22 protein-coding genes and 7 pseudogenes are annotated in these 21,459 nt (G+C 60.6%); 5 read left to right on the top strand and 24 right to left on the bottom strand.

Features of this window, described 5'->3' with window-relative positions:
* Positions 1-7: 7 nt before the first annotated feature.
* The 3 genes from V1280_RS47045 to V1280_RS43850 form a co-directional block, all read right to left on the bottom strand.
* Positions 8-229, bottom strand: coding sequence for a hypothetical protein (locus V1280_RS47045; protein ID WP_442895205.1), 222 nt, complete (start codon positions 227-229; stop codon positions 8-10).
* A gap of 173 nt (positions 230-402) precedes the next feature.
* Positions 403-636: a hypothetical protein gene (locus tag V1280_RS43855; protein WP_334537235.1), complete on the bottom strand. Its 234-nt coding sequence runs from the start codon at positions 634-636 to the stop codon at positions 403-405.
* 29 nt (positions 637-665) lie between these two features.
* Positions 666-932 (bottom strand): hypothetical protein, encoded by a 267-nt coding sequence (locus tag V1280_RS43850; protein WP_334537234.1) that lies wholly within the window; start codon positions 930-932, stop codon positions 666-668.
* A 691-nt stretch (positions 933-1,623) separates the two neighbouring features.
* On the opposite strand from V1280_RS43850, the gene V1280_RS43845 reads away from it, so the two are divergent.
* Positions 1,624-1,803, top strand: coding sequence for a hypothetical protein (locus tag V1280_RS43845; protein WP_334537232.1), 180 nt, complete (start codon positions 1,624-1,626; stop codon positions 1,801-1,803).
* 109 nt (positions 1,804-1,912) lie between these two features.
* Here the strand turns inward: V1280_RS43845 and V1280_RS47040 are convergent, their stop codons facing one another.
* Positions 1,913-2,074 (bottom strand): DUF7662 domain-containing protein, encoded by a 162-nt coding sequence (locus V1280_RS47040; protein WP_442895204.1) that lies wholly within the window; start codon positions 2,072-2,074, stop codon positions 1,913-1,915.
* Between the two features lie 425 nt (positions 2,075-2,499).
* On the bottom strand, positions 2,500-2,655 hold the full coding sequence (locus tag V1280_RS43840) for a hypothetical protein (RefSeq protein WP_334537230.1): 156 nt from the start codon (positions 2,653-2,655) through the stop codon (positions 2,500-2,502).
* 244 nt (positions 2,656-2,899) lie between these two features.
* Between V1280_RS43840 and V1280_RS43835 the strand changes: the two genes are divergently transcribed.
* Positions 2,900-3,115 carry a hypothetical protein gene (locus tag V1280_RS43835; RefSeq protein ID WP_334537228.1) on the top strand — a complete coding sequence of 72 codons (216 nt, stop codon included), beginning with the start codon at positions 2,900-2,902 and terminating at the stop codon, positions 3,113-3,115.
* A gap of 678 nt (positions 3,116-3,793) precedes the next feature.
* Here the strand turns inward: V1280_RS43835 and V1280_RS43830 are convergent.
* The 3 genes and pseudogenes from V1280_RS43830 to V1280_RS43820 all read right to left on the bottom strand — a co-directional run bounded on the left by V1280_RS43830 (position 3,794) and on the right by V1280_RS43820 (position 6,088).
* Positions 3,794-4,231 (bottom strand): CopG family transcriptional regulator, encoded by a 438-nt coding sequence (locus V1280_RS43830; protein WP_334537226.1) that lies wholly within the window; start codon positions 4,229-4,231, stop codon positions 3,794-3,796.
* Positions 4,232-4,237: 6 nt separating this feature from the next.
* Positions 4,238-5,713 (bottom strand): annotated as a pseudogene (traG, locus tag V1280_RS43825) (IncP-type conjugal transfer protein TraG); the annotation flags it as partial.
* Positions 5,714-5,815: 102 nt separating this feature from the next.
* Complete coding sequence (locus V1280_RS43820; RefSeq protein ID WP_334538584.1) at positions 5,816-6,088, bottom strand: DUF2285 domain-containing protein; 273 nt, start codon at positions 6,086-6,088, stop codon at positions 5,816-5,818.
* 213 nt (positions 6,089-6,301) lie between these two features.
* On the opposite strand from V1280_RS43820, the gene V1280_RS43815 reads away from it, so the two are divergent.
* A complete protein-coding gene (locus V1280_RS43815) occupies positions 6,302-6,529 on the top strand; it encodes a helix-turn-helix domain-containing protein (RefSeq protein WP_334537224.1) in 228 nt (75 codons plus the stop codon).
* A gap of 73 nt (positions 6,530-6,602) precedes the next feature.
* Here V1280_RS43815 and V1280_RS43810 read toward each other — a convergent pair.
* The 15 genes and pseudogenes from V1280_RS43810 to V1280_RS43745 all read right to left on the bottom strand — a co-directional run.
* Positions 6,603-6,764, bottom strand: a pseudogene (locus tag V1280_RS43810) (DUF736 domain-containing protein); the annotation flags it as partial.
* A gap of 164 nt (positions 6,765-6,928) precedes the next feature.
* Positions 6,929-7,225 carry a DUF736 domain-containing protein gene (locus tag V1280_RS43805; protein WP_334537222.1) on the bottom strand — a complete coding sequence of 99 codons (297 nt, stop codon included), beginning with the start codon at positions 7,223-7,225 and terminating at the stop codon, positions 6,929-6,931.
* 481 nt (positions 7,226-7,706) lie between these two features.
* Complete coding sequence (locus tag V1280_RS43800) at positions 7,707-8,447, bottom strand: tyrosine-type recombinase/integrase (protein ID WP_334537221.1); 741 nt, start codon at positions 8,445-8,447, stop codon at positions 7,707-7,709.
* Positions 8,345-8,716 (bottom strand): site-specific integrase, encoded by a 372-nt coding sequence (locus V1280_RS43795; protein WP_334537219.1) that lies wholly within the window; start codon positions 8,714-8,716, stop codon positions 8,345-8,347. The genes V1280_RS43800 and V1280_RS43795 overlap by 103 nt, the downstream gene beginning before the upstream one ends.
* Positions 8,713-8,907 carry a hypothetical protein gene (locus V1280_RS43790; protein WP_442895203.1) on the bottom strand — a complete coding sequence of 65 codons (195 nt, stop codon included), beginning with the start codon at positions 8,905-8,907 and terminating at the stop codon, positions 8,713-8,715. Before V1280_RS43790 ends, V1280_RS43795 begins: the two co-directional genes overlap by 4 nt.
* Positions 8,876-9,559 carry an integrase core domain-containing protein gene (locus V1280_RS43785; RefSeq protein WP_334537218.1) on the bottom strand — a complete coding sequence of 228 codons (684 nt, stop codon included), beginning with the start codon at positions 9,557-9,559 and terminating at the stop codon, positions 8,876-8,878. Before V1280_RS43785 ends, V1280_RS43790 begins: the two co-directional genes overlap by 32 nt.
* Positions 9,560-10,383: 824 nt before the next feature.
* Positions 10,384-11,304 (bottom strand): group II intron maturase-specific domain-containing protein, encoded by a 921-nt coding sequence (locus V1280_RS43780; RefSeq protein WP_334537216.1) that lies wholly within the window; start codon positions 11,302-11,304, stop codon positions 10,384-10,386.
* Between the two features lie 122 nt (positions 11,305-11,426).
* Positions 11,427-11,813 (bottom strand): annotated as a pseudogene (locus tag V1280_RS43775) (reverse transcriptase domain-containing protein); the annotation flags it as partial.
* Entirely contained in the window at positions 11,752-12,177 is a 426-nt protein-coding gene (locus V1280_RS43770) for a reverse transcriptase domain-containing protein (RefSeq protein ID WP_334537214.1), read from the bottom strand. The pseudogene V1280_RS43775 and the gene V1280_RS43770, both read right to left, overlap by 62 nt.
* 593 nt (positions 12,178-12,770) lie before the next feature.
* Positions 12,771-12,875: pseudogene (locus V1280_RS47035) on the bottom strand (PEP-CTERM sorting domain-containing protein); the annotation flags it as partial.
* A gap of 108 nt (positions 12,876-12,983) precedes the next feature.
* Positions 12,984-14,204 (bottom strand): annotated as a pseudogene (locus V1280_RS43765) (esterase-like activity of phytase family protein); the annotation flags it as partial.
* Positions 14,205-14,462: 258 nt separating this feature from the next.
* Positions 14,463-15,206: an IS21-like element helper ATPase IstB gene (gene istB, locus V1280_RS43760; protein WP_334518610.1), complete on the bottom strand. Its 744-nt coding sequence runs from the start codon at positions 15,204-15,206 to the stop codon at positions 14,463-14,465.
* An 11-nt stretch (positions 15,207-15,217) separates the two neighbouring features.
* Positions 15,218-16,756: an IS21 family transposase gene (gene istA, locus V1280_RS43755; RefSeq protein WP_334538124.1), complete on the bottom strand. Its 1,539-nt coding sequence runs from the start codon at positions 16,754-16,756 to the stop codon at positions 15,218-15,220.
* Positions 16,757-17,642: 886 nt separating this feature from the next.
* Positions 17,643-17,756 (bottom strand): annotated as a pseudogene (locus V1280_RS47030) (PEPxxWA-CTERM sorting domain-containing protein); the annotation flags it as partial.
* A 932-nt stretch (positions 17,757-18,688) separates the two neighbouring features.
* On the bottom strand, positions 18,689-18,895 hold the full coding sequence (locus V1280_RS43745) for a hypothetical protein (RefSeq protein WP_334537209.1): 207 nt from the start codon (positions 18,893-18,895) through the stop codon (positions 18,689-18,691).
* 342 nt (positions 18,896-19,237) lie between these two features.
* On the opposite strand from V1280_RS43745, the pseudogene V1280_RS43740 reads away from it, so the two are divergent.
* A pseudogene (locus tag V1280_RS43740) lies at positions 19,238-19,417 on the top strand (IS5/IS1182 family transposase); the annotation flags it as partial.
* A 679-nt stretch (positions 19,418-20,096) separates the two neighbouring features.
* On the opposite strand, the gene V1280_RS43735 reads toward V1280_RS43740, so the two are convergent.
* The gene (locus tag V1280_RS43735; protein ID WP_334537205.1) at positions 20,097-20,411 is read right to left on the bottom strand and encodes a hypothetical protein; all 315 of its coding nucleotides are present in this window, start codon (positions 20,409-20,411) and stop codon (positions 20,097-20,099) included.
* 322 nt (positions 20,412-20,733) lie between these two features.
* Between V1280_RS43735 and V1280_RS43730 the strand changes: the two genes are divergently transcribed.
* Positions 20,734-20,952 (top strand): hypothetical protein, encoded by a 219-nt coding sequence (locus V1280_RS43730; protein WP_334537203.1) that lies wholly within the window; start codon positions 20,734-20,736, stop codon positions 20,950-20,952.
* Positions 20,953-21,459 lie beyond the last annotated feature (507 nt).

The raw sequence follows: 21,459 nt of genomic DNA, 5'->3' as shown, positions 1-21,459 counted from the left end.
GACCGTCCTACTGTTGAGGATTGCCGATGTCGAATGCGCCTAGACGGTAATCTTCACCCACCGATTGCTCAGTCGTCGGCCGCGTGATCAAGGTGAACGTGGCGTTGGGGTAGCGCGTCCACACCTCAATGTCCTCTGAAGTGACGGTTATATATCCGAAAAAGCACTTGTATCGACCGGGCTCGGTTACCCGGCCGACTTTGTCCCATGTGATCTTATTTACGCGCATTCTTGCTCAATCGAGAAAGAAACCCGCTCACCTTCCGGGAGCGGGTTTCTCCTGCCCATGCGTATCGCGCCCTGTCCGTACTGAGCGCAACAATTAGCGTAGTTCGCATTGTTTCCGCGCGGTTACTTCTTGCGGCAGGGCGAGCAAGGCGGCCGCAGTTACGGGGTTTCCTGCTAGTTCCACTCGTTTTCGGGCAAAGAGCCAGGAGGCGGCTTCAGCTCATCGAGGCCGGCTTCGATGATCGCTATCTCGTCTTGGATCGCCTGAACAGCGTTCGCTGGGTTGATGCCGGAGACGGACTGTAGTTCGCCCAGCACCTTACGGCGATGCGCAAGTAGATCAGCGAGGGAGCGCCGATCTCGCACTCTCACGTAGGCAGCGACGATCAGTTGCATGGCGGTCGACACGTCCGGCGTCCCCATCCGCGGCTTGACGGTTATCGTGGCCGGCTCAATTCGGTCAGGCCAGCTTTAGTTATGCGGTATTCGATGCCATCTTTCGTTGCGCGTTGCTCGATCCATCCATTTCGCAGAAGGGTAAGCGTTGTTCTGGGAGTGTCGGGCAGCTTCATGCAGGCGATCCAATCGGCATCGCGCAGGTGATTGAGAAATTGCCGGTGATACTGATTAAAGGCCACGCTGTGCTTTTCTTGACGGCCGAGATCATCTTGCAAAATTGTCTCAAGCGAGTTTTCCGTTTCCATGCTCGCATAACTTCGCATCGCACTATTTACGATCGGTTACGCGGTCGGGAAAAGTCGGCAATCTTTTCTAAATGGTTCAAAGTTACTCTTCGAGCATGGATCGCGAGGACGCATCGGCGGGTTGGTTGGTTCCGGCTCTCAGGCGAAGCTACGCTCGTCTAGCAGCGTGGATGACGCGGGGTAACCGCGCGCCCGAGCCCAGCCGCTTGCCGACGCCGCCGCGCTCAGAGCGGCCGGCTCGCTTCCCCGACCCGCCGCGGCGGCCAGCGCCGCCGCGCATTTAAGCATTGCAACCTCCGAATGACAAACAATCGCACATCGACGCGTCCATGGTCGCCTGACGAAGAGGCGGAATTGCTCTCACTCTTTGGCGCAGGTTCCACAGCTGAGGAGGTCGGCGAGCGGCTACGCCGCACCCGCCAAGCGGTTTACGCTCGCTTGCAGCGCTTTCAAAAACAGCGGGGGCGAGCGAGCAGGACGAGTGGGAAGTTATTTGCTCAGTTGCCAGGGTGATCTAGCAACGGCGATCGATCTCTAACGTCGCAAGATCACACCCGCAGCGGATCGCGAGCCGATCCGATCGCATCGTCCGTTCGCCCGCGCTGAGGTAACCTTCAGCCGGTACATCGAAGGTTCAATTGCATCCGATTCAAAAGACGCCAAGATGAGGCGATCGCATTGGGATCGACTGATGACCAGCCCGACTGATGACGAATTGCGCGCCGCGGTCACCGCCGCCATTGAGCAGTGGAAGACGTCGCGCCAGCTTCCCCACCTGTCGCCGAGCGATTGTGAGACGTTGAACAAGTTGATCATCACCGGACTTCAAACCGTGCTGTTCCAGCGTGCGAAGGCCTTCGATAAGCGTTAGAACGCACAGCTTGATCAAACCCGGCGGAATTCGACGACGCGATCCTTAATCAAAGCATGCGCGCGAAAGCCCGCGTTCATCCAAGCCCTTGCTTGGGTATGTCCAACCTTCATCGAGCTTTGTTGCCCCACCACGCCGTGAATTTGTGAGCCGATGCCGGGAGCTTTCTCCTAAGCATCTCTTCTATTTCGGAGAAGGTCAGCCGAACGATTTGTCCACGTTCGCTCAAGAGCCGATGCAATGGTTCGTAGATCGATTTTCGGAAGGTCATGGTCTCAGCACAGGCAAGGCACAAATTTGCTTATCGTACACGAGCTCGGTTTCAAAATTCGGCGTCGGCCAGCCCGAGCCGGGCCTCAGACGCCGTAGGCGCGACCGATCTGCTTCGTCATGACGATCGCAGCTGCGGTGTAGCGGCCATCTGACCAATAGTGATCACACATCGTTAGGAATAGGAGCGCCAAGAGCGCAATCAGAATTCCCTTGCACATAGCGGACTTCTCCAGTGAGGAGACTGCCAACAGAGCAGGTAAAATCGAAGCGGATCGGGTACTCCCGAGGGAGCCGCGGTGCGGCGATTACAATCATCTCAGCATTGACCCGAAGCTGTAATTTTCGGTTAACCCGTTTCAGACTGACGCCGCATTTGCTGCCTTCGATGAGAAGGCCCCGGGTCATGCCCGGGGCCTCCCATGTTTAGCGATTACCTTGCTGCCCGCCTTGTCCCGGCTTCTGTTCGCCGGGGTGCTGCGTCTGCTGGCCCGGCTTCTGGTTGGGGCTCTGGCCCTGCTGACCACCCTTGTCGCCTTGCTGGTTCTGCTGGCCGCCTTGGTTCTGATTGTTCTGGTTCATGCGAAGCCTCCTTCGGCCGCGTCAGACGGGTGCAATCCAATCGCAGGAGCGCAGGCAACGTTCCTGACGCGCTCGCAGCAAACGTCAACGCGGCGCACCCGCTGTGTGCACTTTTGTGCTCGTGAAAGGGGTAGCGCGATGACAGCTCAACAGCCTCCTCGCTCCTTAACCCTCGGAGGACTTTGATGTTGAGCTAAGCATCGGATGCTGCATGTTGGCGTCTTCTTCCTTCGAGGAAACCTCAATGGGCGAGATCAGCTCCCGAGTGCAAGCGAACATGGACGTCGTCCTAGAACAAGTGTGCGCCGAGCTTCCGCATGGTGGCGATCACGAAAGTCGAAAGTACATCGCGGAGCAACTGATTGAAGCGGCTGAGGCGGGACACCACACTTTAGGCGACCTCACTGCCGTCGCCCGACGCGCTCTGCTTCAGATCAACAGTCGTTCGAATTCCGCTTGAGCGAGGTGATGGGGCTGGCTAGCTGGCGGGCCTCCGCCCAGTGCGAGACCGCGTATGTCCCCCACGGCCCCGTCCCCAAGTCCGCAATTTGGACTGGCCCGATTAACAACCGGTGTGCAACATGATCCGGCTGCTGGGGCGATCCCGGCAGTCCTACGGCCCCGCGCTGCGGATAGGTGCGGACCCCGAGGCGCGGGGCCGATTTGGCTAGCCTGCCGTCGACGGGTGCTCGCCCGGTGCCAGCAGCTACTGCCCTTTGGGTGTGCACAATGGCCAGCGGGCATCACTGCCGCCGGCCATCGCTGCGCTACCTGGGCTGGGGGTAATAGGCAGCGCTGAGGCAAGCCTGCCGAACGGCGATTAACAACCCACTAACCAATTCTGGCAGGCTCTGCCTATTTCGCGGGCAAGAACGCGGCGGTCTGGGCCGCCGCTCGCTCGGATGTTTGAGTAGACGTTAGGTGTATGCTTCAACTTGTCTGCTGTCGCCATCGGCTTGTACCGACCTGCCTTTTCCTAGGGCCGACGTCGAACGACGCCGCTGAGGTCGCGAGTGGTAACCCAACTTCAACCGTTGTGGCTAGCCGACATCCTTTGTCTAGATTTCGACATTGGCTCTGAGGAGCAGAGGGGAACAAAGAAATTCTCGAATTCCTCACTAGCGCGATGCTGGCCGGTTTAGCTTGTCCCCTTCGTTGCCTGGCCCTGCCCCTGATATTCAGTATCTTCGGGGATTTCGCGCAGAAAGCTTTGCCCCTTTTGCAAACGGCGCCCAAGCGCTTCGACAAATCCTTCAAAGCGCTCCCGACCCTTGAGTTGCGCCGCAGCCTGTGCGTCGTTGGGCAACGGTGGCGTGATCGTCAGCCAGAACCTAGTGAAGAGGGCCAGGGTCTCGGCCGTCAAGCCGACATCACGCTCTAGCCTCTGCATCTGACGCGACAGCCGGTCGAGGCGCCGGGTAAACGCCGCCTCCTGTCGGTCCGCTCCATCTGGGGACAAAAATGAGATGACTGCCGCTTCCACGATCGCGGACCGGGACAGCCTCTTACGATCGGCAAGGTCCGAGATCTGTTTCAGAAGCTCTGGCGGGAAATACACGTTCATCCGGTCGCGCATATCGCCTCAGAGCTCCATACCGTCATTGGGGTCCATGGCGACCTGTCGCGCGACGCCGCGCATCTGCTGACGCATAAGTCGAGACTGGCGAACTGCGTCCTCATCTTCGTCAAGGACGACGGAAAATTCCTCCGCCGGTGTCGGCTCCGTCGTCTCCTTGACGATCGCAACGTGATCAGGCACTTCGGGCTCGCGACGGAGGCCACTGTTCGCCCTATCTTCCTCTCCCTGCCCCCCGTCGGCTGGAAGTGGCGCCGGCTTCAGCGCTCCAAGCGTTGACCATCCGTCCGTTCGCGATGATCGACCGGATGCCGCTGGATCAGGCGGCTGCGAGATTCGTTCGGTGAACCGCCGGTCCTCGTAATAGCGAACCTTCCTTGCCCGGATCGGGGGCGTACCCGCCACCATCACGATCTCGTCCATCGGCGGAAGCTGCATGACCTCCCCCGGCGTCAACAGCGGCCTTGCCGTCTCCTGGCGCGAGACCATCAGGTGCCCCAGCCAAGGGTTCAACCTGTGCCCGGCATAGTTCTTCATCGCCCGCATTTCGGTCGCCGTACCAAGCGCGTCGGATACGCGTTTGGCCGTCCGCTCGTCGTTGGTCGCGAAGCTGACGCGGACGTGACAATTGTCGAGAATGGCATTGTTGGGCCCGTAGGCCCTCTCGATCTGGTTGAGCGATTGCGCGATCAAGAAGCTCTTGATGCCGTACCCCGCCATGAAGGCGAGTGCGGACTCGAAAAAATCAAGCCGCCCCAGAGCTGGGAACTCGTCGAGCATCATCAAGACTCGATGCCGACGGTCGCGGGCGTGCAAGTCCTCGGTCAGGCGCCGGCCGATCTGATTCAGCACCAGGCGGATAAGGGGCTTGGTCCGCGAGATGTCGGATGGCGGCACAACGAGGTAGAGCGTCGTCGGGCTGGCATCGTCGATCAGATCCGCGATCCGCCAGTCGCAACGTCGGGTCACCTGGGCCACGACGGGATCGCGGTAAAGTCCCAGGAACGACATCGCGGTGGACAGGACGCCGGAACGTTCATTCTCCGATTTGTTGAGGAGCTCGCGCGCGGTCGAGGCGACCACGGGATGGGCGCCCTGCTCGCCAAGGTGCGGCGTGGTCATCATCGCCTTGAGCGTCGTCTCAATCGGCCGCTTCGGGTCGGACAGAAAGGCGGCCACGCCGGCCAAAGTCTTGTCCGACTCGGCATAGAGGACATGAAGGATGGCGCCGACCAGCAGCGAATGACTGGTCTTCTCCCAATGGTTCCGCTTGTCGAGGGAGCCTTCGGGGTCGACCAGGACGTCGGCGACGTTCTGAACATCGCGAACCTCCCACTCCCCGCACCGGACCTCGAGGAGCGGATTGTAGGCTGAGGACTTTGGATTGGTTGGGTCGAACAAGAGAACGCGGCCATGACGCGAGCGAAAGCCCGCAGTCAGTTGCCAGTTCTCACCCTTGATGTCGTGCACGATGGCCGAGCCTGTAGGAAGCCCCTAGTTTGGCACCACCTGGTGCACTGGAATGACCACCGGATAACGGAAGAAAATCGTTCTGCCTGCAAGCCGCCAGTCGGCGATTTTCTTCTATTTTGAGCCGGCGTCGCGTAAGAGACGCCCCTGCTCGGTCACCCATTTGGCGCGCGCAAGATGACTCTCATATGCGCTCCGCGCACGGTCTGGCTCTCGCTCTGGGTCCATATGCAAGACCACTCGAGCCACTTCGCGCCAGTCCGCCCCCTCGCCTTCCGCCTGCAGAAGGCGGATGTACGTGACGACATGCTGTTCGTCATAGGCCGTCAGCGCCGGCTCGTTCGGCGCACTGTCCGCCACGTCTGGATCGAGGGATGGTTTCTGCATCATACCCGTTTTAGAGCACCAAGAAGCTACGCCATGGTTTGGTCGCAATCCAGACCTCCGTTTCCTGTTGGAATCCTGGTATTCTTTCGAATCGTTCGGTAAAATCGGCGACCCGGCCGCGCTCATAGCGCCGCCACAGACGATAGCATGTTTGAATACGAATAGGAACGATCGTTCCTAGAACGATCGTTCCGGCTCAGCTCCCTTATCGCCATGGATCTCAAAGAGATCATGGCTGTGAACCTGCGTCGGAAACGCCACGATCTACAAATGACGCAGGAGGAGCTGGCCGAGCGCGCGGGTTTAAGCGCCCGTTACGTCGGCGCCATCGAGCGCGGCGATGTATCAGCAAGCGTCACCGTGCTCGGACAAATTGCTGAAGCATTGGGGATCGAACCGGGAGATCTGCTCAAGAGGGCTCCGCGGCCTAGCAAATCGTAAGCCGCCTCAGGCCAGCCGCGAAACGCCCCGCCCGGAGGACCGGGCGGGGCTTGGGAGCGTTGTCACTCGCCGTTCTTGCGGGCCGCGACCAGAGCAGGGTATAGCCCTCGCCGCCTTCGTCATCGAACAGGTTCGCGTAGATCGGCGCGTTGAACGAGGGATCATCGAGCTTGAGCGAGAGGTAATCGCGGCCCTCTTCGGAGCGCTTTGACCAAGCTGCGCCGATCTCTGCCTTATGTGGTGCACGACATAAAACCGATTATGCGGAGCGTGGCGTTATGCGGAGTGGCGTGATTTGAGCGCAGGTTTTTCAGCGCGTTCTGGATGGCGGCACTCCGCATAATATCGTTGAGGAGAGCCGCGGCGCCTCGCGAGAGGCGAGACGCCGCAGCGGTCGGATCAGCGCGACCAGACGACCGCGTAGCCGTCATCGACCGCGACGAGGTTGGCGTAGATCGGCGCCGGGAAGGACGGGTCGTCGAGCTTCACCGAGTGGTAGACGGTGTTCTCTTTCGAGGTCCGCTGCCACGCGGCACCTATCTCAACGTTGCCGGCCGTCACGCGCAGGTCCGGCGCCTTCTCGTTGCCGGAAGGTTCGGTCGGAAGGAAGCGTACCTTGATGTTGAGCAAGAGCGTTTTGATGGTGCCGGTGTACGAGCCATCTTCGGCGCGGGTGAAGGTGCCAATCTGTGCCATGGTGATCTCCTGTTGCTGTTTCCAAGCCCGCGACCATCGCGGCTTTGATGGCGATCGGTGAGCGCCGCAACGACCGCCCCCGCAGCCTTGGCCCGCAGCGTCAGCGGAGGACGGCGGGTTGAGCGATCTTGTTGCCTCGCGAGGAATGCCGCCGCTTGGCGGCAGGGGAAGAAGATCGCGAACGAGCCATTGCGGGTAAAAGGTCGGCGAGCGCAGCGAGCGTATTGTGGCGCGTGATCCGCCAGCAAAAGGCCGGTATGGACGTGGGCCCAAGCAGCTTCACAGGAGAGCATCGGCTCACAGGTATCGCCAAGGCCAATGACGGTGTCACCGCACCAACCAGATTCACGCGCAACTAAAGCGTCCTTCTCCGGTTCCAAGATCAAACGGGAGAAGGCTCAACTTGCTGATGTGGCCGGCACAATCGTGCAGCCGCACCGAACGGACCGAAGGCGTGTCACCGTAGCATGTTAATGAAACCTCACGTCGTGTCGGACGTAGATGCGTTCTCCAACAAAGAGGCGATCAAGGCATCCGGCGCCCTGAACCGACCGCGGCGCAGCTCCGGCGGAACGACCGCTTCCACTGCCTCAAGCTTTTCCGAGGGATCCATCCGCAGATAGACCTCGGTTGTGCGGATATCGGCATGCCCAAGCCACAGCGCCACCTTCCGGATATCGTGCGTCGCCTGCAGCATGATCACCGCGCAGCTATGCCGAAGCTGGTGCGGAGAGATCGAACGACTGCGCAAGGACGGGCACGCCTCGGCCGCAGCACGAACGTGCTTGTCGAGCACGTACTCGAAGCCCGCACGGGTCATCGGCTCATCCTGTGCGTTGACGAACAGCTCCGGCACGCGGACTGCTCCCCTGACGCTCAACCAGGCGCGAAGGTCGCGCGCGGTGTCCTTCCAGCGCGGCAGGCAGCGTTCCTTGCGGCCCTTGCCCCGGATCGTCACGCTCGCTCCGTGCTGGAGCGACAGGTTTTCGGTCAGAACGCCGACCAGCTCAGAGACCCGCAAGGCCCCGGCGAAGCAGAGGTGCATCGTCGCCCGGTCGCGCACGCCGGATCGTGTCGCAAGATCGGGGGCGTTGAGGATCGCGCGAACCTCCTCCATCGTCAGATGCCGGATGAGCTTCTGGTCGTGGCGCTTGACCGGGATGGCATGGACGCGACCGATCTGCTCCAGGGCGGAGGGCACCCGGTGCTCCACATAGCGCATGAACTCTTGATGGCGGCGAGCCGCAGGTTGCGCGTAGCGGCGCCATTGCCGCGCTCCTTTTCGATGTGTGCCAGGAAGGCGACGATCAGTGGCGCGTCCAGGTCTTCGATCGTCAGCCGTGACGGACGCGTGCCGAGCCGTTTCGCGGCGAAGTCAAACAGCAGCTTGAAGCTGAACGCATAGGTCTCGCAGCTTTCCGGACTGTAGCCGCGCTGGCGGGGCATGTAGTCACGCAGGAAGCCTGTGATGAGAGGGGCGAGCTTCGTCATAAGACGCTCCCTCCAACCAGCATTTCCGCCGCCGAGGCGATATCCGCCATCATCTCCGGCGTCGCCTGGAGATACCAATAGGTGTTCCGGATGTCGGCATGGCCGAGATAGGTCGACAGAGCGACGAAATGCCGGGTGAAGCCTGTGCGTACCGAAAGCCTAAATCCGGGCGTAGTGATGATGTAGTCCACCTAGGATGGGACGCGATTTGATGCTCCCGGTTCGCTGAACCGAGCGGGAGACCGGCGCATCCTTATCCAAGGATCGATGCGTTCTGACGTCGTTGTAATAGCGAGCGTAAGATTTCAGAACGCGGCGCAGATGTGGCTCGCCCAGGACAATGATGTGGTCCACACATTCACGTCGGATTGATCCGATCAGCCGTTCGACAAAGCAATTCTGCCAGAGTGAGGCCGGTGTAATAGGCTTGTCACGGATGCCCATGGCGTGCAGTCGGCGCGCGACGACCGCGCCGTAAATGCAATCCCGGTCCCGGATCATGTAGCGCGGAGCCTCGTTCCAGGGGAATGCCTCCGTTATTTGACGCGCGACCCATTCGGCGGTCGGATGTGCGGTGACGTTGATCCAGACGAGGTCTCTGCGGTCTATCCGAATGATGACGAATGCATAGAGGAGGTCGAAACCGATCGTCGGGACAACAAACAAGTCCATGGCGGCAACATCTAGCGCATGATTACGCAGAAAGGTGCGCCATCCCTGGGTTGGCGGCCCACGCCGCTTGGCCATGTATTTGGCGACACTCGACTGCGCGACCTCAAACCCAAGCTTGAGCAGTTCGCCGTGGATGCGCGGCGCACCCCAATGCGGGTTTTCGATGCTCATCTGCCGGATCAAGACGCGCAGCTCAGTCTCGAGTGGTCGCCCTCCCCGCGGGTGCGACTTCCAACGCCAATAACAGCGAAATCCGACCCTGTGCCATCGCAGGACAGTCTCGAGCTGAATAATTGTGAGAACCCTCAGGATTGCCGGAAACCAGCGATAAAGCTGAATAAAGAACCAGCGATCAAGGTTCGTGAGCCGAACGCGACCACGCGGTCTGCGCCTCAAGACAATCACCCGATGTTGAAGCACCGCGTTCTCGGCTTCAAGTCGCATCTTCGACCTGAATGGCGAGGCCAAGACGGCTAGAGCGAAGCAGAACATCCCGATCATCACACCAGCCTAGGCGATTCTAACGCGGCATCATACTCGGATGAGGTTTTCGGTACGCACAGCGGTACGGCCCTGATCAATATCGCAATCGGCAGCGCCCCGCTACGGTTAGGAACGAAACCACTGACGCCGACCTATCCCTGTGAATAACCGTCGGGAGGACAAGATGTGCCGCCTCAACGTTTGCTTAATCTGCCTGATGATGGCCTCTGCTCCTGCGTTGGCCCAAGTAGATCTCCGTCGACCCAACGGACCAGTCGACCTGCGTGTCGACGGCCGTCCTAACAAGCGCGTCGGGTTACCACCCAGTGCAGCGGATAAGGGCAATAGCACTCGCGAGAATCCAGTTTACGAAAGTGATTGCGCCGAGGTACGCCAACTAAATCCGAACGTCCGACAGCCCTACCAGTCTCGGGTGCGCCGGGCTTGTGGCGAAGAATAAGAAAGCGAAAAGACCCCCGATGGCGGTCTTCGTGCTGCTCTAATGGGGGGTATCAGGCCGCAGTGAGCGCAGAGGCCTCGTTGCGACGGCGATAGGCAACGAGGCCCACGCCGAAGAAACCAAGGATCATCATAGCCCACGCAGACTGCTCAGGAACGCCAGTGACAACGTCAGCGCTGAATAGCAGCGAGTAGGTGTTGCTGAATGTGGGATCAATCAAGAATGTTGGGTCGATGAAAGAATGGCTGTCGCCTTCGGTCTCAACTTGCAAAAGTACCCGGTAGACTACGTCCGCGTCGACGCTGTACTTCCCGTTGATCGTCCAGTCTCCCTGAGTCGGACTAGCCACAAGAAGAGGAGAGAAAGCGGGATTGACTGTGGTTTGAACAAGAAAGGCATCTTCTCCGACGCCGGAAGTCGTGGAGCCCATCGCGTTAATGCTTATCGGCACGGATCCCGATGGGCCGATGACAGCGAAGTAATACGTCAATGATGCTATTCCAACTTCACCTTTGCCGATACCGGTCATCGAAACGGAGGGAATTGGCGAAAGGTCAATGTCGACCGTAACCGAAGCGGGCCCAAAGAACGTACCGGCGGATAGCGAGGTTTGCCCAGGACTTGTAACGGGTTGAAAGGGTTGTGGTCCCAGAAAAGTATTGATCGAGAGAGAGCCTGAAATAGTCCAACCAGGAACACTGACGATTGCCGTTGCCGCGGCTGGAGCATGCCGCTGTTGCCACCAGCGACAGCTGTTGGCCGCCACCTGTCGCGCCACGTCCGGCTTGGCTCCCATTGCCAGCAATTCCCTGTGCATGGTCGTGCCGCGCTTCCACTGCTTGAGCTGGATGGCGCGCAGCCGATGACGCAGCCACTGGTCGAGCTCTCGCCAGACCTTCGGCGTTTGCGCCAGTCGGAAGTATGCCTTCCATCCCCGAACATAGGGCCGCAGGCGCTCCACCACATCTTGCATACTGCGCCCACCTGAGCGGCAGGTACCTTGCGTTTGATCACGCCACCCGGGGCCACCCAAAAGCCGTAGCCCAGGAATTTGCGACCAAACACGCCGGTCACCGCGCTTTTGGTCTCGTTGACCGTCAAGCGCAGCTTGCCGTAGAGCCGCCGAAGCAGCGCCATCACCCGTTCACCCGCCCGGCGGCTGCGCATGTAAACGTTCGCATCGTCGGCGTAGCGCACGAAGCAATGGCCCCGGCGTTCCAGCGCCCTGTCCACTTCATCGAGCAGGACGTTGGCCAGCAGCGGCGATAGCGGCCCGCCTTGCGGCGTCCCCATCGTGCGCTTCTGGACCACGCCATCGTCCATGATCCCGCTGTTCAGATACGCCCGGATCAGCCGGATGACCCCGGCGTCTCCGATCCGTTTCTGAAGGCGGTCGATGAGAATGTCGTGATCGACCCGGTCAAAGGTCAAAGAACTTTTCCAGGTCCACGTCCACCACGATCCGGCGGCCCGACTGCACATATGACTGCGCCGCAAGGACGGCGTCATGCGCGCTTCGGCCCGGCCGGAAGCCGTAGCTGTGCTCGCTGAAGGTCGGATCAAGAATGGGCTGCAGCACTTGCAGCAGCGCCTGCTGGATCAAACGATCTGTCACCGTGGGAATGCCGAGCTCGCGCTCGCCGCCCTCCGGCTTGGGAATCGCTACCCGTCGCACCGGACTGGGCCGGTACGTCCCCGACAACAGTTGCTCACGGATCGCCGGCCACGCCGTACGCAGATGCGCGGCGGTCTGGTCAATATCCAGACCGTCCACACCGGCTACGCCTTTGTTGGCCCGCACCCGCTTCCACGCCCGTTGCAGGTTCTCTCTCGTCAGCGCCGCCAAAGCAGCGCTGACCCTGTGCTCTCCGGTTCACGTCGCGGGCGACGAGCTTCATCGCTGCCCGGGCCAGACGCGGATTCACCGCGTCCTGCCCCGGACCGCCCTGCTTGCGCAGGCATCTGATGCGATGCTCGCCACATCGGCATGGCCTCGAATGCTCCCTCTCGTTCGGCCCTTCGCCTGCGGGATGGCTTCGCTGCCTTCCCCCCGACTACTACGGCCTCGGCTGACTTCTCGCTCCGGCTCGACACCGTCGCCCCTTCGGGCGCAAGGCGAGATCTCCCCAGGTAAGAACGCACTCCTTCACTGCACGACCGCCGGATCTACGCCGCGTCCCCTTGATCACGAGAGCTTCGCGGTTTCTGGCCCGCTCGCCCTGGTCGGCAACGCCTTTTATCCGGTTCTTGTTCATCGACCCGCAGCTTCGCTCCACGCCTCCTCCCCACACTCGGTCACCCTCATGCAGTTGCGCTTCACTTCGCTCGTTGTGATCAACTCACGATGGGACTTGCCCCAAAGAGTGCGTCCATGCTGGGCGCACCAAACAGAAAAGACCGCCCGAAGGCGGTCTCTGTCCTCTTTGCTGAAGGTAAGGATTAAGCGGCAATGAGCGCCTGCTTGCGGCGGCGCAATGCCACAAACCCAATACCAAAGAAGCCGACCAGCATCATCGCCCACGTCGATGCTTCGGGAACGGCGGCAATTTTCTCGGCCACGAACGCCGCGCCAAACTTGGCGAGATCAGCGTCGGTAAAGCCAAACACATAGAAATTGTTCGGGCCGGATGTTGCCGGAACGAAATCGTTGTCGTTGGCGACCCATAGGGTGTGTTCGGTCTGGCCGTTGACGACCACGTCTTGACCGAACGCAAGGCCTTCAATTTTTGATGGCACCTGCGTGTTCGGGACGCCATGAGCGCCAAGTGCGGAAACGATGTCCAAAAACGGACCTGACTTCGTCACGGCAGCAGCAGCCAGTGCCGAACCATTTAGGTTCGAAACGTCCGTGGCGCCCTTTATGTCGATAATGAAGAGTTGCTTCACCTTGGCCGCACTTCCATCACCCAGGCCTTTGCCGTCCCGCTCGTCGACAAGAAACTGGTGATCGTTCAACGCCACGATCTCGCTGACGCCGCTACCGGTCGTCAGATTATAAGCGTACTCATGTGTCTGATGAGTAGCGACGTCGATCGTAACGATGCGAACGGTGTTCTTGGAAGCTCCCGTAGCATCTTGGATCAGCGGGGCTTGCATGATGCCAACCAAGGTCTTTCCATCTGGCGTCAGCGCCAAACCTTCCATGCCCTTGTTCGCCGTGCGTCCTGAGGTGTTGCCGCCGATCTCTGTGTTCCCAACCGGCGACAGGTTTGCGACGTTGAGATTGGTCGGCAGCGTAAAAGTCTGCACCAATTTGCCGGTGGCGTTGTCGAACTGCCGAACGTAGGGGCCGTACTCATCGGAGACGTATACACTCTTTCCATCCGGAGACACACGAATGGACTCGGGATCAAACCGCGCATTGTTGGGATTTCCAGACTTTCCGGCGCCATAGTTGTCCGAGCGCCCGGTGAAATAATAAGTGCTATCGGTGTTCTGCGCCGGCGCACCCGATCCAAGCGGAGAGCCATCAATCTTATTGCCGAGGCCGGCGCCGGTCCCGTAGATGAGCGGCGTCGAGCTCGAAAGCAACGTTGTCTTGGTCGGGGTCGGCGTGAGTGAAAACGGAAGGGCTCCGCCGGGAGTTGCCGTCAAATTCATGCTCACCGTTTGATATCGGCTGATGTACGAAACGGTGTCATCTACATTTGAGTTGTAGGGCGTCGCGTTCGGACCGCGATCAGGCAGAGCGTAGAACGTATTGCCGCCCGCGTAGGCAATGCCCGAACCAATTCCGCCAAGGATGTTGGCAGGAAGGCCATTTTCGAGCGTCCCAGAAAGCCCTGAAAAGTCCGAAGTTTGACTCAAAGAGCCGCTCGCAAGAAGCACTACATCCGCTTTTGCTGGCGAAAACACTGCGGCCGATGCAAGCATGCGGATTCCGATGATCTCGCCCGGGTGTACCGATTTGATCTCGCCCAGGATTCCGAGATGATCTCGCCCACCATTCCGATTTGATGTCGCCCGGGGCGCGAGGCGTTCTGGCTGTCTGGTTTCTGGCATCGGCGAAGCCGCGTGGTCAATCTTGAATCGCGGCTCGAAGGACTTGTTTTTTGCTGCTCCTGCTGTGGGCATGTGGGCAACGCCCTTCGCGTTGTCCAAGCGCAGCGGCATGTCCACAGGGCCACGGGCTCAGGCCTTTCGGCCGGGCTTACGGGTTCGCCGCAGGCTCTCGCCATTGAGATCGATCCGGTGGGCGTTATGGACCAGGCGGTCGAGAACGGCGTCGGCGTAGGTGGGGTCGCCGATCAGCGCGTGCCATTGATCGACGGGAAGCTGGCTGGTGACGATGGTGGAGCGGTGGCCGTAGCGGTCCTCGAGGATCTCCAGGAGGTCGTGGCGGGCCGCGGCGTCGAGCGGCTCGAGGCCCCAGTCGTCGAGGATGAGGAGATCGACGCGGCCGAGCGCGCGCAGCAGGCGGGGGTGGCGGCCGTCACCGCGCGCCAAGGCCAGATCGCTGAACAGTCGCGGGACGCGCTGATAGAGCACGGAGCGATTGTCGCGGCAGGCCTTGTTGCCGAGCGCTGAGGCGAGCCAGCTTTTGCCGACGCCGGAGGGCCCGCAGATCAGCAGGTTGGCGTGGTCATCGATCCAGCGGCCTTCGACCAGCATCGTCAGCAGGCTGCGGTCGAGGCCGCGTGGAGTGCGGTAGTCGATGTCTTCGACGCAGGCCTCCTGGCGCAGCTTGGCGTATTGCAGCCGCTTCGACAGCCGCTTGTCGCGTCGCAATGACGCTTCGCGTTCGAGCAGGAGCGCGAGCCATTCGGCGTGGCCGAGGCTTGCGGCGTCGCCGCCGGCTTCGATGTCGGCGAAGGCCTTGGCCATGCCGTGAAGGCCGAGCGCGTGGAGCTGATCGAGGGTCGGATGGGTAAGCAAGATGAGATCTCCTAATTGTAGTAGCGCGGCCCGCGGATGTTGGGATGAAGGATCGGCGCGTCGTCCGCGGAGCGCTTGGGTGAAGGACGCCGATCGAGATTGTTGGCGAGGATCGATTTGACCGAGCCGTAGGTGCGCGCGCCGATATCGATCGCCCGCATGGCGGCGGCATCGAGCCGCTCGTGCCCGTAGGATCGGGCGAGCCGGATGATGCCGAGACAGGCGCGGAAGCCCTGTTCCGGATGCGCGCGCTCGTCGAGGATCAGGTCGCACAGCGCCGCGGTCGCCGGCCCGATCGAGGCTGCGTCCTTGCGGATGCGCTCGATGGTCCAGCCGGCGTAGCGCCGATGACTGGATGCCATGTGCTCCGGCACGGTCGTGTGCTTGTGGTTGCCGCTCATGCGCTGATGCGCGGCGATCCGCTCACCCTTGTGGAATATCTCGACGGTGCGGGCCGTGAAGCGCACCTCGACCTCGGCGCGGACGAAGCGATGCGGAACGCTGTAATAATGCGCCTCGATCTCGACGTGATAATCGATGCTGACCCGGCAGATCCGCCACTCAGCGAACACGTAAGGGCTCTCCGGCAAGGCCTGGAGTGCCGGCCGGTCGATCTCCTCCAGCAGCTTGCGGCGAGTGACGCCGAGCCGCCGGATCGGCCGCTCCTCGTTGAGCCGGGTCATTAACTCGGCGATCGCCGCGTTGACCTCGGCGAGGCTGTGGAAGATCCGGTGGCGCAGCCGTCCGAGCAGCCAGCGCTCGACCATGAGGACCGCCTGCTCGACCTTGGCCTTGTCCCGTGGCCGTCGCGGCCTCGCCGGCAGAATGGCGGTGCCGTAATGCGCCGCCATATCGGCGTAGCTGCGGTTGATCTGCGGATCGTAGAGGCAGGCCTTGATCACCGCGACCTTGGTGTTGTCCGGCACCAGCAGTGCCGGCACGCCGCCGATCGCCTCGAAGGCGCCGACGTGCCCGCTGATCCAGTCGGCGAGGCCCTGCGTCCAGGTCGCCTGCGCGTAGGTGAAGCTCGATGCGCCGAGCACTGCGACGAAGATCTGCGCGGTGCGCCGTTCGCCGGTGAACCGGTCGATCACCACCGGCACGCCGTCGCCGGCATAGTCGACGAACAGCTTGTCGCCGGCCGCATGCGACTGGCGCATCGTCACCGACAGCCGGCCTTCCCAGGCCCGGTAGAGCTCGCAGAACCGCGAATAGCGATACCCGCCGGGTTCGCCCGCGATGTACTCCTCCCACACAATCGACAGCGTCACGTGCTTGCGCTTGAGCTCGCGATGCACCGCCGCCCAGTCCGGCTCGGCCTGCCGCCGATGGCCCCGCCGGGTGCCCGGACCGGCTCCGGCGCTGGCGAACAGCCGGGCCTCCAGCACCGTGTCGGTGACGTCGTCTGGCAACGGCCAGGTCAGCCCCGCCGCCTCGAACCGGCGGATCGTCAACCGCACCGTCGAAGGCGCCGTCCCCAACCGCCGCGCAATCTCGCGGGTCGGCATCCCAGCCGACTTCAATCTGATCACTTCGCGCACGTGGCGCATCGCAAGCCTCTCCGTCGGCATCCAGGTCCCCCTTCGCAAAGCCGAAAGGCGGGACCGTATCGGAGCCAGAAGAGGCCTCGTCACCCCGGGCGACATCATCCCGGAATGGTGGGCGAGATCATCTCGGAATGGTGGGCGACATCAAATCGGAACGGTGGGCGAGATCATTCCGGAAAGGTGGGCGACATCGAGCGGAATCAGCACAAGCAAAATGCCCGAAGAAACAACACGATGCATAATTCACCCCCGGAAATTAACAGATTCGCAAGGGGAGTAATGCCGAGGTTTTGTTACAGCTCGATGTCAGTTGTGTCTGTTTGCTTCAGTCTATTGTTCGCTGCCATCAGAGAGGGTTGAGCGACAGCCATCAGTAAGGCTAACTGCCGGCGCCGCCGAACCCGCGCATGCCTGGCGAAGCATCGGGGCTGCTGAGACCGCGCCCCCCTGGCCCCATTGGCACCCCAACGGCTAAGTGCGCCGCGGACCTCGGCATTCAACTTTCTGGTTTCTTCGACCGCTCGGTTCTCTGCTTCGGTCATGCGGCCATTGAAACGCGGCGCGGACGAGAGCCAAATTATCGATTCTTAGTGGCTCTGAACGCGGACGAGCCACTGCGCATCGTGGGTGCGGACAACCGAGAATCAAAAGGCCGGATACGGTCGGGATGTTGAACGTGGGTATAAATCGGTGCCCTGAGTTCGTTACGGTGTCCGCATTTGAAGAAGCGGCCGATAGGGCGAGCAAGAAGAGCGCGGCAATAAAACGCATACTCAATACCCCAACTGAAAGGGTTATTCTCAGCTTCTCGTAATGGTTGAGTCAATCTGCGGCGCAAACAAAAAGACCGCCCGAAGGCGGCCTTTCTGCGTACTGATGGGGCTGGCTATCAGGCCGCGGTGAGCGCGGACGCTTGGTTGCGACGGCGATAGGCCATGAAGCCGACGCCAGCGAAGCCGAGGATCATCATTGCCCAGGTCGACGGTTCAGGCACGGCGCCGACCTGACCAACAGTGATTGCGTAGTAATTCTCGAAGGTCGGATTGGTCCACGAAATCGAAGTGATCAATCCACTGAAAAGCACAAGACCGTTGCCTTCAATCCCAGAGACCACGTTGCCGCTTGAAGAAAGGGAGGTGCCGCCCCACGCGGACGACGGACCGCCGCCTGCAAGGGTGAACGTGAGCGTGGGGTCAAAATGGAACGAAGCATCGATGCCGTTTTGCCCGAGGCTCACGATCGCCAAAACAGGATTGAGAACTGCCGTGGAGAAAGTAATCGTATCGAGGACGGTCGGATTGCCGCCACCTTGAAGTTGAATACTGCTATTGCCGGGAGGCGCGTTACTCACCGGACCACCCTGCCATGTCGAGGCCGGCGACCAGTTCGATACATAGCAGTTGAGGCAGTCGTTCTCACCGGAGTAAGTCACGGTCACGCTACCCATCGTGCCCGTAGCTGACCCAGCGGTTGGGCTAGTCGTACCAGAAGTCCAATTGGTCCAAACTACTGTGGCAGCATTAGCTGCGCTGATCGACCCGAGCAGCGCCAAGGCCGCTCCAAGAAGGAGTCTTTTCATTTCCAGCCCTTCGAATTATCATTTAATTAATTAACGATTAAAATTAAGCACAAAATTTCAACGCTAACAAGCGGAACTCAGAATAATCTGTTGGGGCGGCCCTGAAATTGTGACTTCACCAGCGAGAATTGGCCCGCTTGGCGCCGGCACCTTCGCGCAGTCGGCTCAGTCTCCGCGTCGTCGCGCATTTCGCGTTCGATTTTCTGGCGTCTACGCTCTAGCTCGACCAGCCGCTGTTCGATTTCTCTGATGGCTTTGAGTTGAGTCAAGGTGAGGGTGGGCGAGGACGGCTTCATATTCACGGCTCCGAATGCGCGCGACCATGCCCGAGGGCTGCCGATTGCTCTGTGAACTGGTTAACAAGCGCCGTGTTTTTCCCCTGGCCAGTCGATCGGCGCGCAGAACAAGTCGCGGCGCTCGATCTCCTTGCGCAGCTCTTCGGCGCGCTCCCGGGCGGGTTCGCCAAGTAGGCGGCCGCCAGATGTCGTGTCCGCGAGAACCTCGCCGCGGATGGCTTCATACATTTGGATGATGAAGTGGTCTGAGAGATTTTCGAACGGCATCCGCGCATCGTCTCAGGTAAGGTGGTGGGCCGCCAGGCTTGGGGGCGTATCGCTGGCGGCCCGTACCGGACGATTGAAATCGTGGTCTTGGGGTTTCGACATGGGGAAAGACCAGCCCCGTCCGGCGCTACAATGAATACCGTCAACGTCGTCGGCTTCAAGCCGATGTTCGGATTAACCTCACTTCTCAAGGTTAAGCCAGCCCGCGTCAAAGTCGCCAGCGACGAGCGCTCATGATGCTGGAGTCGGCTCAGGGCTGATTTTGTTGCAAAAGTCGGTTGAGACGAGCCGCGAACGGAGATTCCGTTGTGTTGACGCGAATCTCGGCGAGGTCGATCCATGATGGGCCGTGTGAAGAGTGACCAAGGTCAACTGTTCTACGAGTTTCATCTTGGTGACGCGGTTCCTGAAGATCATTTGCTGCGGAAGATCGACGCAGCTCTCGATCTATCCTGGCTTCGCAGTGAATTAGCACCTCATTATTCGTCCATGGGTCTCCCGTCGATCGATCCGCCATTGCTCAGAACCTACGGTGCGGCCACACCATTGCCTTGAGCGCAGATCGCTGGCCTGATGAGGTGCGGCTGTCTGATGTCGAGCCGCGCTTGGTCTGTACCGCCTGCGGCCAGCGCGGCGCCGAGGTCCGGCCGAACTTCGATTGGGACAAGCCGCCGCTGGCGGCGATGGGGTATCGATAGACCTTAAGCGAGTAACTGCCCCGTCAACCGAGTAGTCGCCGGCTCAAATTGATGATAAAGTCGGCCGGCATGCCGGTAAGGGCACCAACGGTCCCATGCCCGATGGCCGGCCGCGAAGCCGCGAGCCTCTTGGGCAAGTCGGGTCGCAAGCGTTTCAACCGGTCGGCACGGAGGGGGCTTCCTTGGCAAAAGGAAGACTTCACTAACGCCAACTGAGGCGGCCCTTACTCGTCCCAAACACGCTCACCGCAATCGCATTCGAACGCTCTAATGACCGCTTGCCTGTCTGGGAAGTGCACGACTCCGATCAGCTTTAGCGTTGCGCCGCAAACGCGGCAATCCCGGCTTGAATTGGTTTCAGTCTCCGCAATTTTCTCAGCTCTGAATATCTCCATCGGTCATCCCTGACTGTTCATTCCTGAGTTTCGTGGAAAGGTGGTAATTGTCAAATCAGCTCTCAAATCGAACTAAGCCACTGAGGTCGGAAACAGGCCAGCGCCAGCTTATGCCGTGAGAACACGAAGTGAACAACGCGCCTTGCGGAAAGGGCGAACGAAACCAGACGCCCAGAGTGCGCTCAACGCAGCCTGATCTTCCACCCTCACAACGGCTACAAAAACACCGCCTTCGGGGCGGTCTTTTTGTTTGCGCCGCCGTGCAGGAAGAGGCTGCTCGCGCATTAGCAGGGCCTTCATGGGGACGCCGCGCGGACTCAAAGCCATCGAATGTCGATCGAAGTCCGGGACGCGCTTGGCTCCGTGATGCACGCCAGATTTACGTTCGACATTATCCGCCAGCAGTGACAGCCGTTGGGACATTGGCAAATCTGCCCCCCGCCACGGGGGCCGCACCTGTCCGCAGCGCGGAGCCGAGAGACCACCGGCGTTGCGCGGCGGCGGGCCATCGCGCACACTGCTTATTGATCCAGCCAGTCCAAAATAGCTGCGGGCCATACGCGGCAAAGCACTTGGGGTTGAGTGCCCGCCAGCAGCCAGCCCCGGCGGTGCCCTCCTCAGCCCACCCGCAATAACGCCGCCACGGTTAGCGACTGCAGCAACGATGTTGCTTGCCGTCCCGAGCGCGAGCGGTAATCTCCCCCTCATTGCACATCGTCGATTTCAGCACCTTCGGAGATTTCTGATGACAAACGACACAGCCGTGTTTGAGGCTATGCGTTTCGATCCGGCCAGCGGAGAGAATGAAAGCGAGGGGCGCCTGGGCACACGCGACGCGATCAGACGTGACGGCATGGAGATCGATGCCGCCTCCCTCGCCTTCTGTCCGCACGAGTGGATCAATAGCTCTGGCTATGTCGACCTCGATCTCGTGCGCAAGTTTCCGCTGATGCTGGCGCTTTGAGCACAACGACGGACAGGCCTCCTCCGGAAGCCGCGGTTCGCCGGCGGCTCGGTCGCTTCGCCAGACGACGGCGACCCGCTAGGCCGCCTTCCACCACACCTCACGCAACGGATACCGATCCGAACCGCGAATTCGCGCGAACCGATCAAACAGCGGTTTGGTTCCTCATCTTTCTGCCGATCTTTGTGCTGCTCTACGCGATTGCCGAGAAGATGCACGTCAGGTAGGGAAGCGAGCTGAGCTTCCCGTGACACCCCAGGGTTACCGTTCAAGACGGCAGCCAGCAGGCCGCGCGCCCCTTCATCTCGACAAGCTTTCTTCTCCCGACGAAGCACAATTTGCGGCACGCGTCGCGGTCCTTGACGCGCTGAAGCCCGACCCAAGTCACTTTAGCGGGGGACCGCCTCAGGCAGCTTACTTTCGGAGTATCAAGCCCAACTTACCGGCCATCCGCTTAATGGAGCTAATGTAACGATTGAGCTTTTTGCAATGACGGCAGAGGAGACA

Source organism: Bradyrhizobium sp. AZCC 2230 (assembly GCF_036924495.1).
GTDB lineage: Bacteria > Pseudomonadota > Alphaproteobacteria > Rhizobiales > Xanthobacteraceae > Bradyrhizobium > Bradyrhizobium rifense.
This window is presented reverse-complemented; position numbering and strand designations above follow the sequence as displayed.

Coding starts and splice junctions, on each gene's coding strand:
- V1280_RS47045 (WP_442895205.1), bottom strand. CDS start 229: ATGCGCGTAAATAAGATCACATGGGACAAAGTCGGCCGGGTAACCGAG.
- V1280_RS43850 (WP_334537234.1), bottom strand. CDS start 932: ATGGAAACGGAAAACTCGCTTGAGACAATTTTGCAAGATGATCTCGGC.
- V1280_RS43845 (WP_334537232.1), top strand. CDS start 1,624: ATGACCAGCCCGACTGATGACGAATTGCGCGCCGCGGTCACCGCCGCC.
- V1280_RS47040 (WP_442895204.1), bottom strand. CDS start 2,074: ATGACCTTCCGAAAATCGATCTACGAACCATTGCATCGGCTCTTGAGC.
- V1280_RS43840 (WP_334537230.1), bottom strand. CDS start 2,655: ATGAACCAGAACAATCAGAACCAAGGCGGCCAGCAGAACCAGCAAGGC.
- V1280_RS43835 (WP_334537228.1), top strand. CDS start 2,900: ATGGGCGAGATCAGCTCCCGAGTGCAAGCGAACATGGACGTCGTCCTA.
- V1280_RS43830 (WP_334537226.1), bottom strand. CDS start 4,231: ATGCGCGACCGGATGAACGTGTATTTCCCGCCAGAGCTTCTGAAACAG.
- V1280_RS43820 (WP_334538584.1), bottom strand. CDS start 6,088: ATGCAGAAACCATCCCTCGATCCAGACGTGGCGGACAGTGCGCCGAAC.
- V1280_RS43815 (WP_334537224.1), top strand. CDS start 6,302: ATGGATCTCAAAGAGATCATGGCTGTGAACCTGCGTCGGAAACGCCAC.
- V1280_RS43805 (WP_334537222.1), bottom strand. CDS start 7,225: ATGGCACAGATTGGCACCTTCACCCGCGCCGAAGATGGCTCGTACACC.
- V1280_RS43800 (WP_334537221.1), bottom strand. CDS start 8,447: ATGCGCTATGTGGAGCACCGGGTGCCCTCCGCCCTGGAGCAGATCGGT.
- V1280_RS43795 (WP_334537219.1), bottom strand. CDS start 8,716: ATGACGAAGCTCGCCCCTCTCATCACAGGCTTCCTGCGTGACTACATG.
- V1280_RS43785 (WP_334537218.1), bottom strand. CDS start 9,559: ATGAGCATCGAAAACCCGCATTGGGGTGCGCCGCGCATCCACGGCGAA.
- V1280_RS43780 (WP_334537216.1), bottom strand. CDS start 11,304: ATGCAAGATGTGGTGGAGCGCCTGCGGCCCTATGTTCGGGGATGGAAG.
- istA (WP_334538124.1), bottom strand. CDS start 16,756: ATGCGCCACGTGCGCGAAGTGATCAGATTGAAGTCGGCTGGGATGCCG.
- V1280_RS43745 (WP_334537209.1), bottom strand. CDS start 18,895: ATGCCGTTCGAAAATCTCTCAGACCACTTCATCATCCAAATGTATGAA.
- V1280_RS43735 (WP_334537205.1), bottom strand. CDS start 20,411: ATGTCCCAACGGCTGTCACTGCTGGCGGATAATGTCGAACGTAAATCT.
- V1280_RS43730 (WP_334537203.1), top strand. CDS start 20,734: ATGACAAACGACACAGCCGTGTTTGAGGCTATGCGTTTCGATCCGGCC.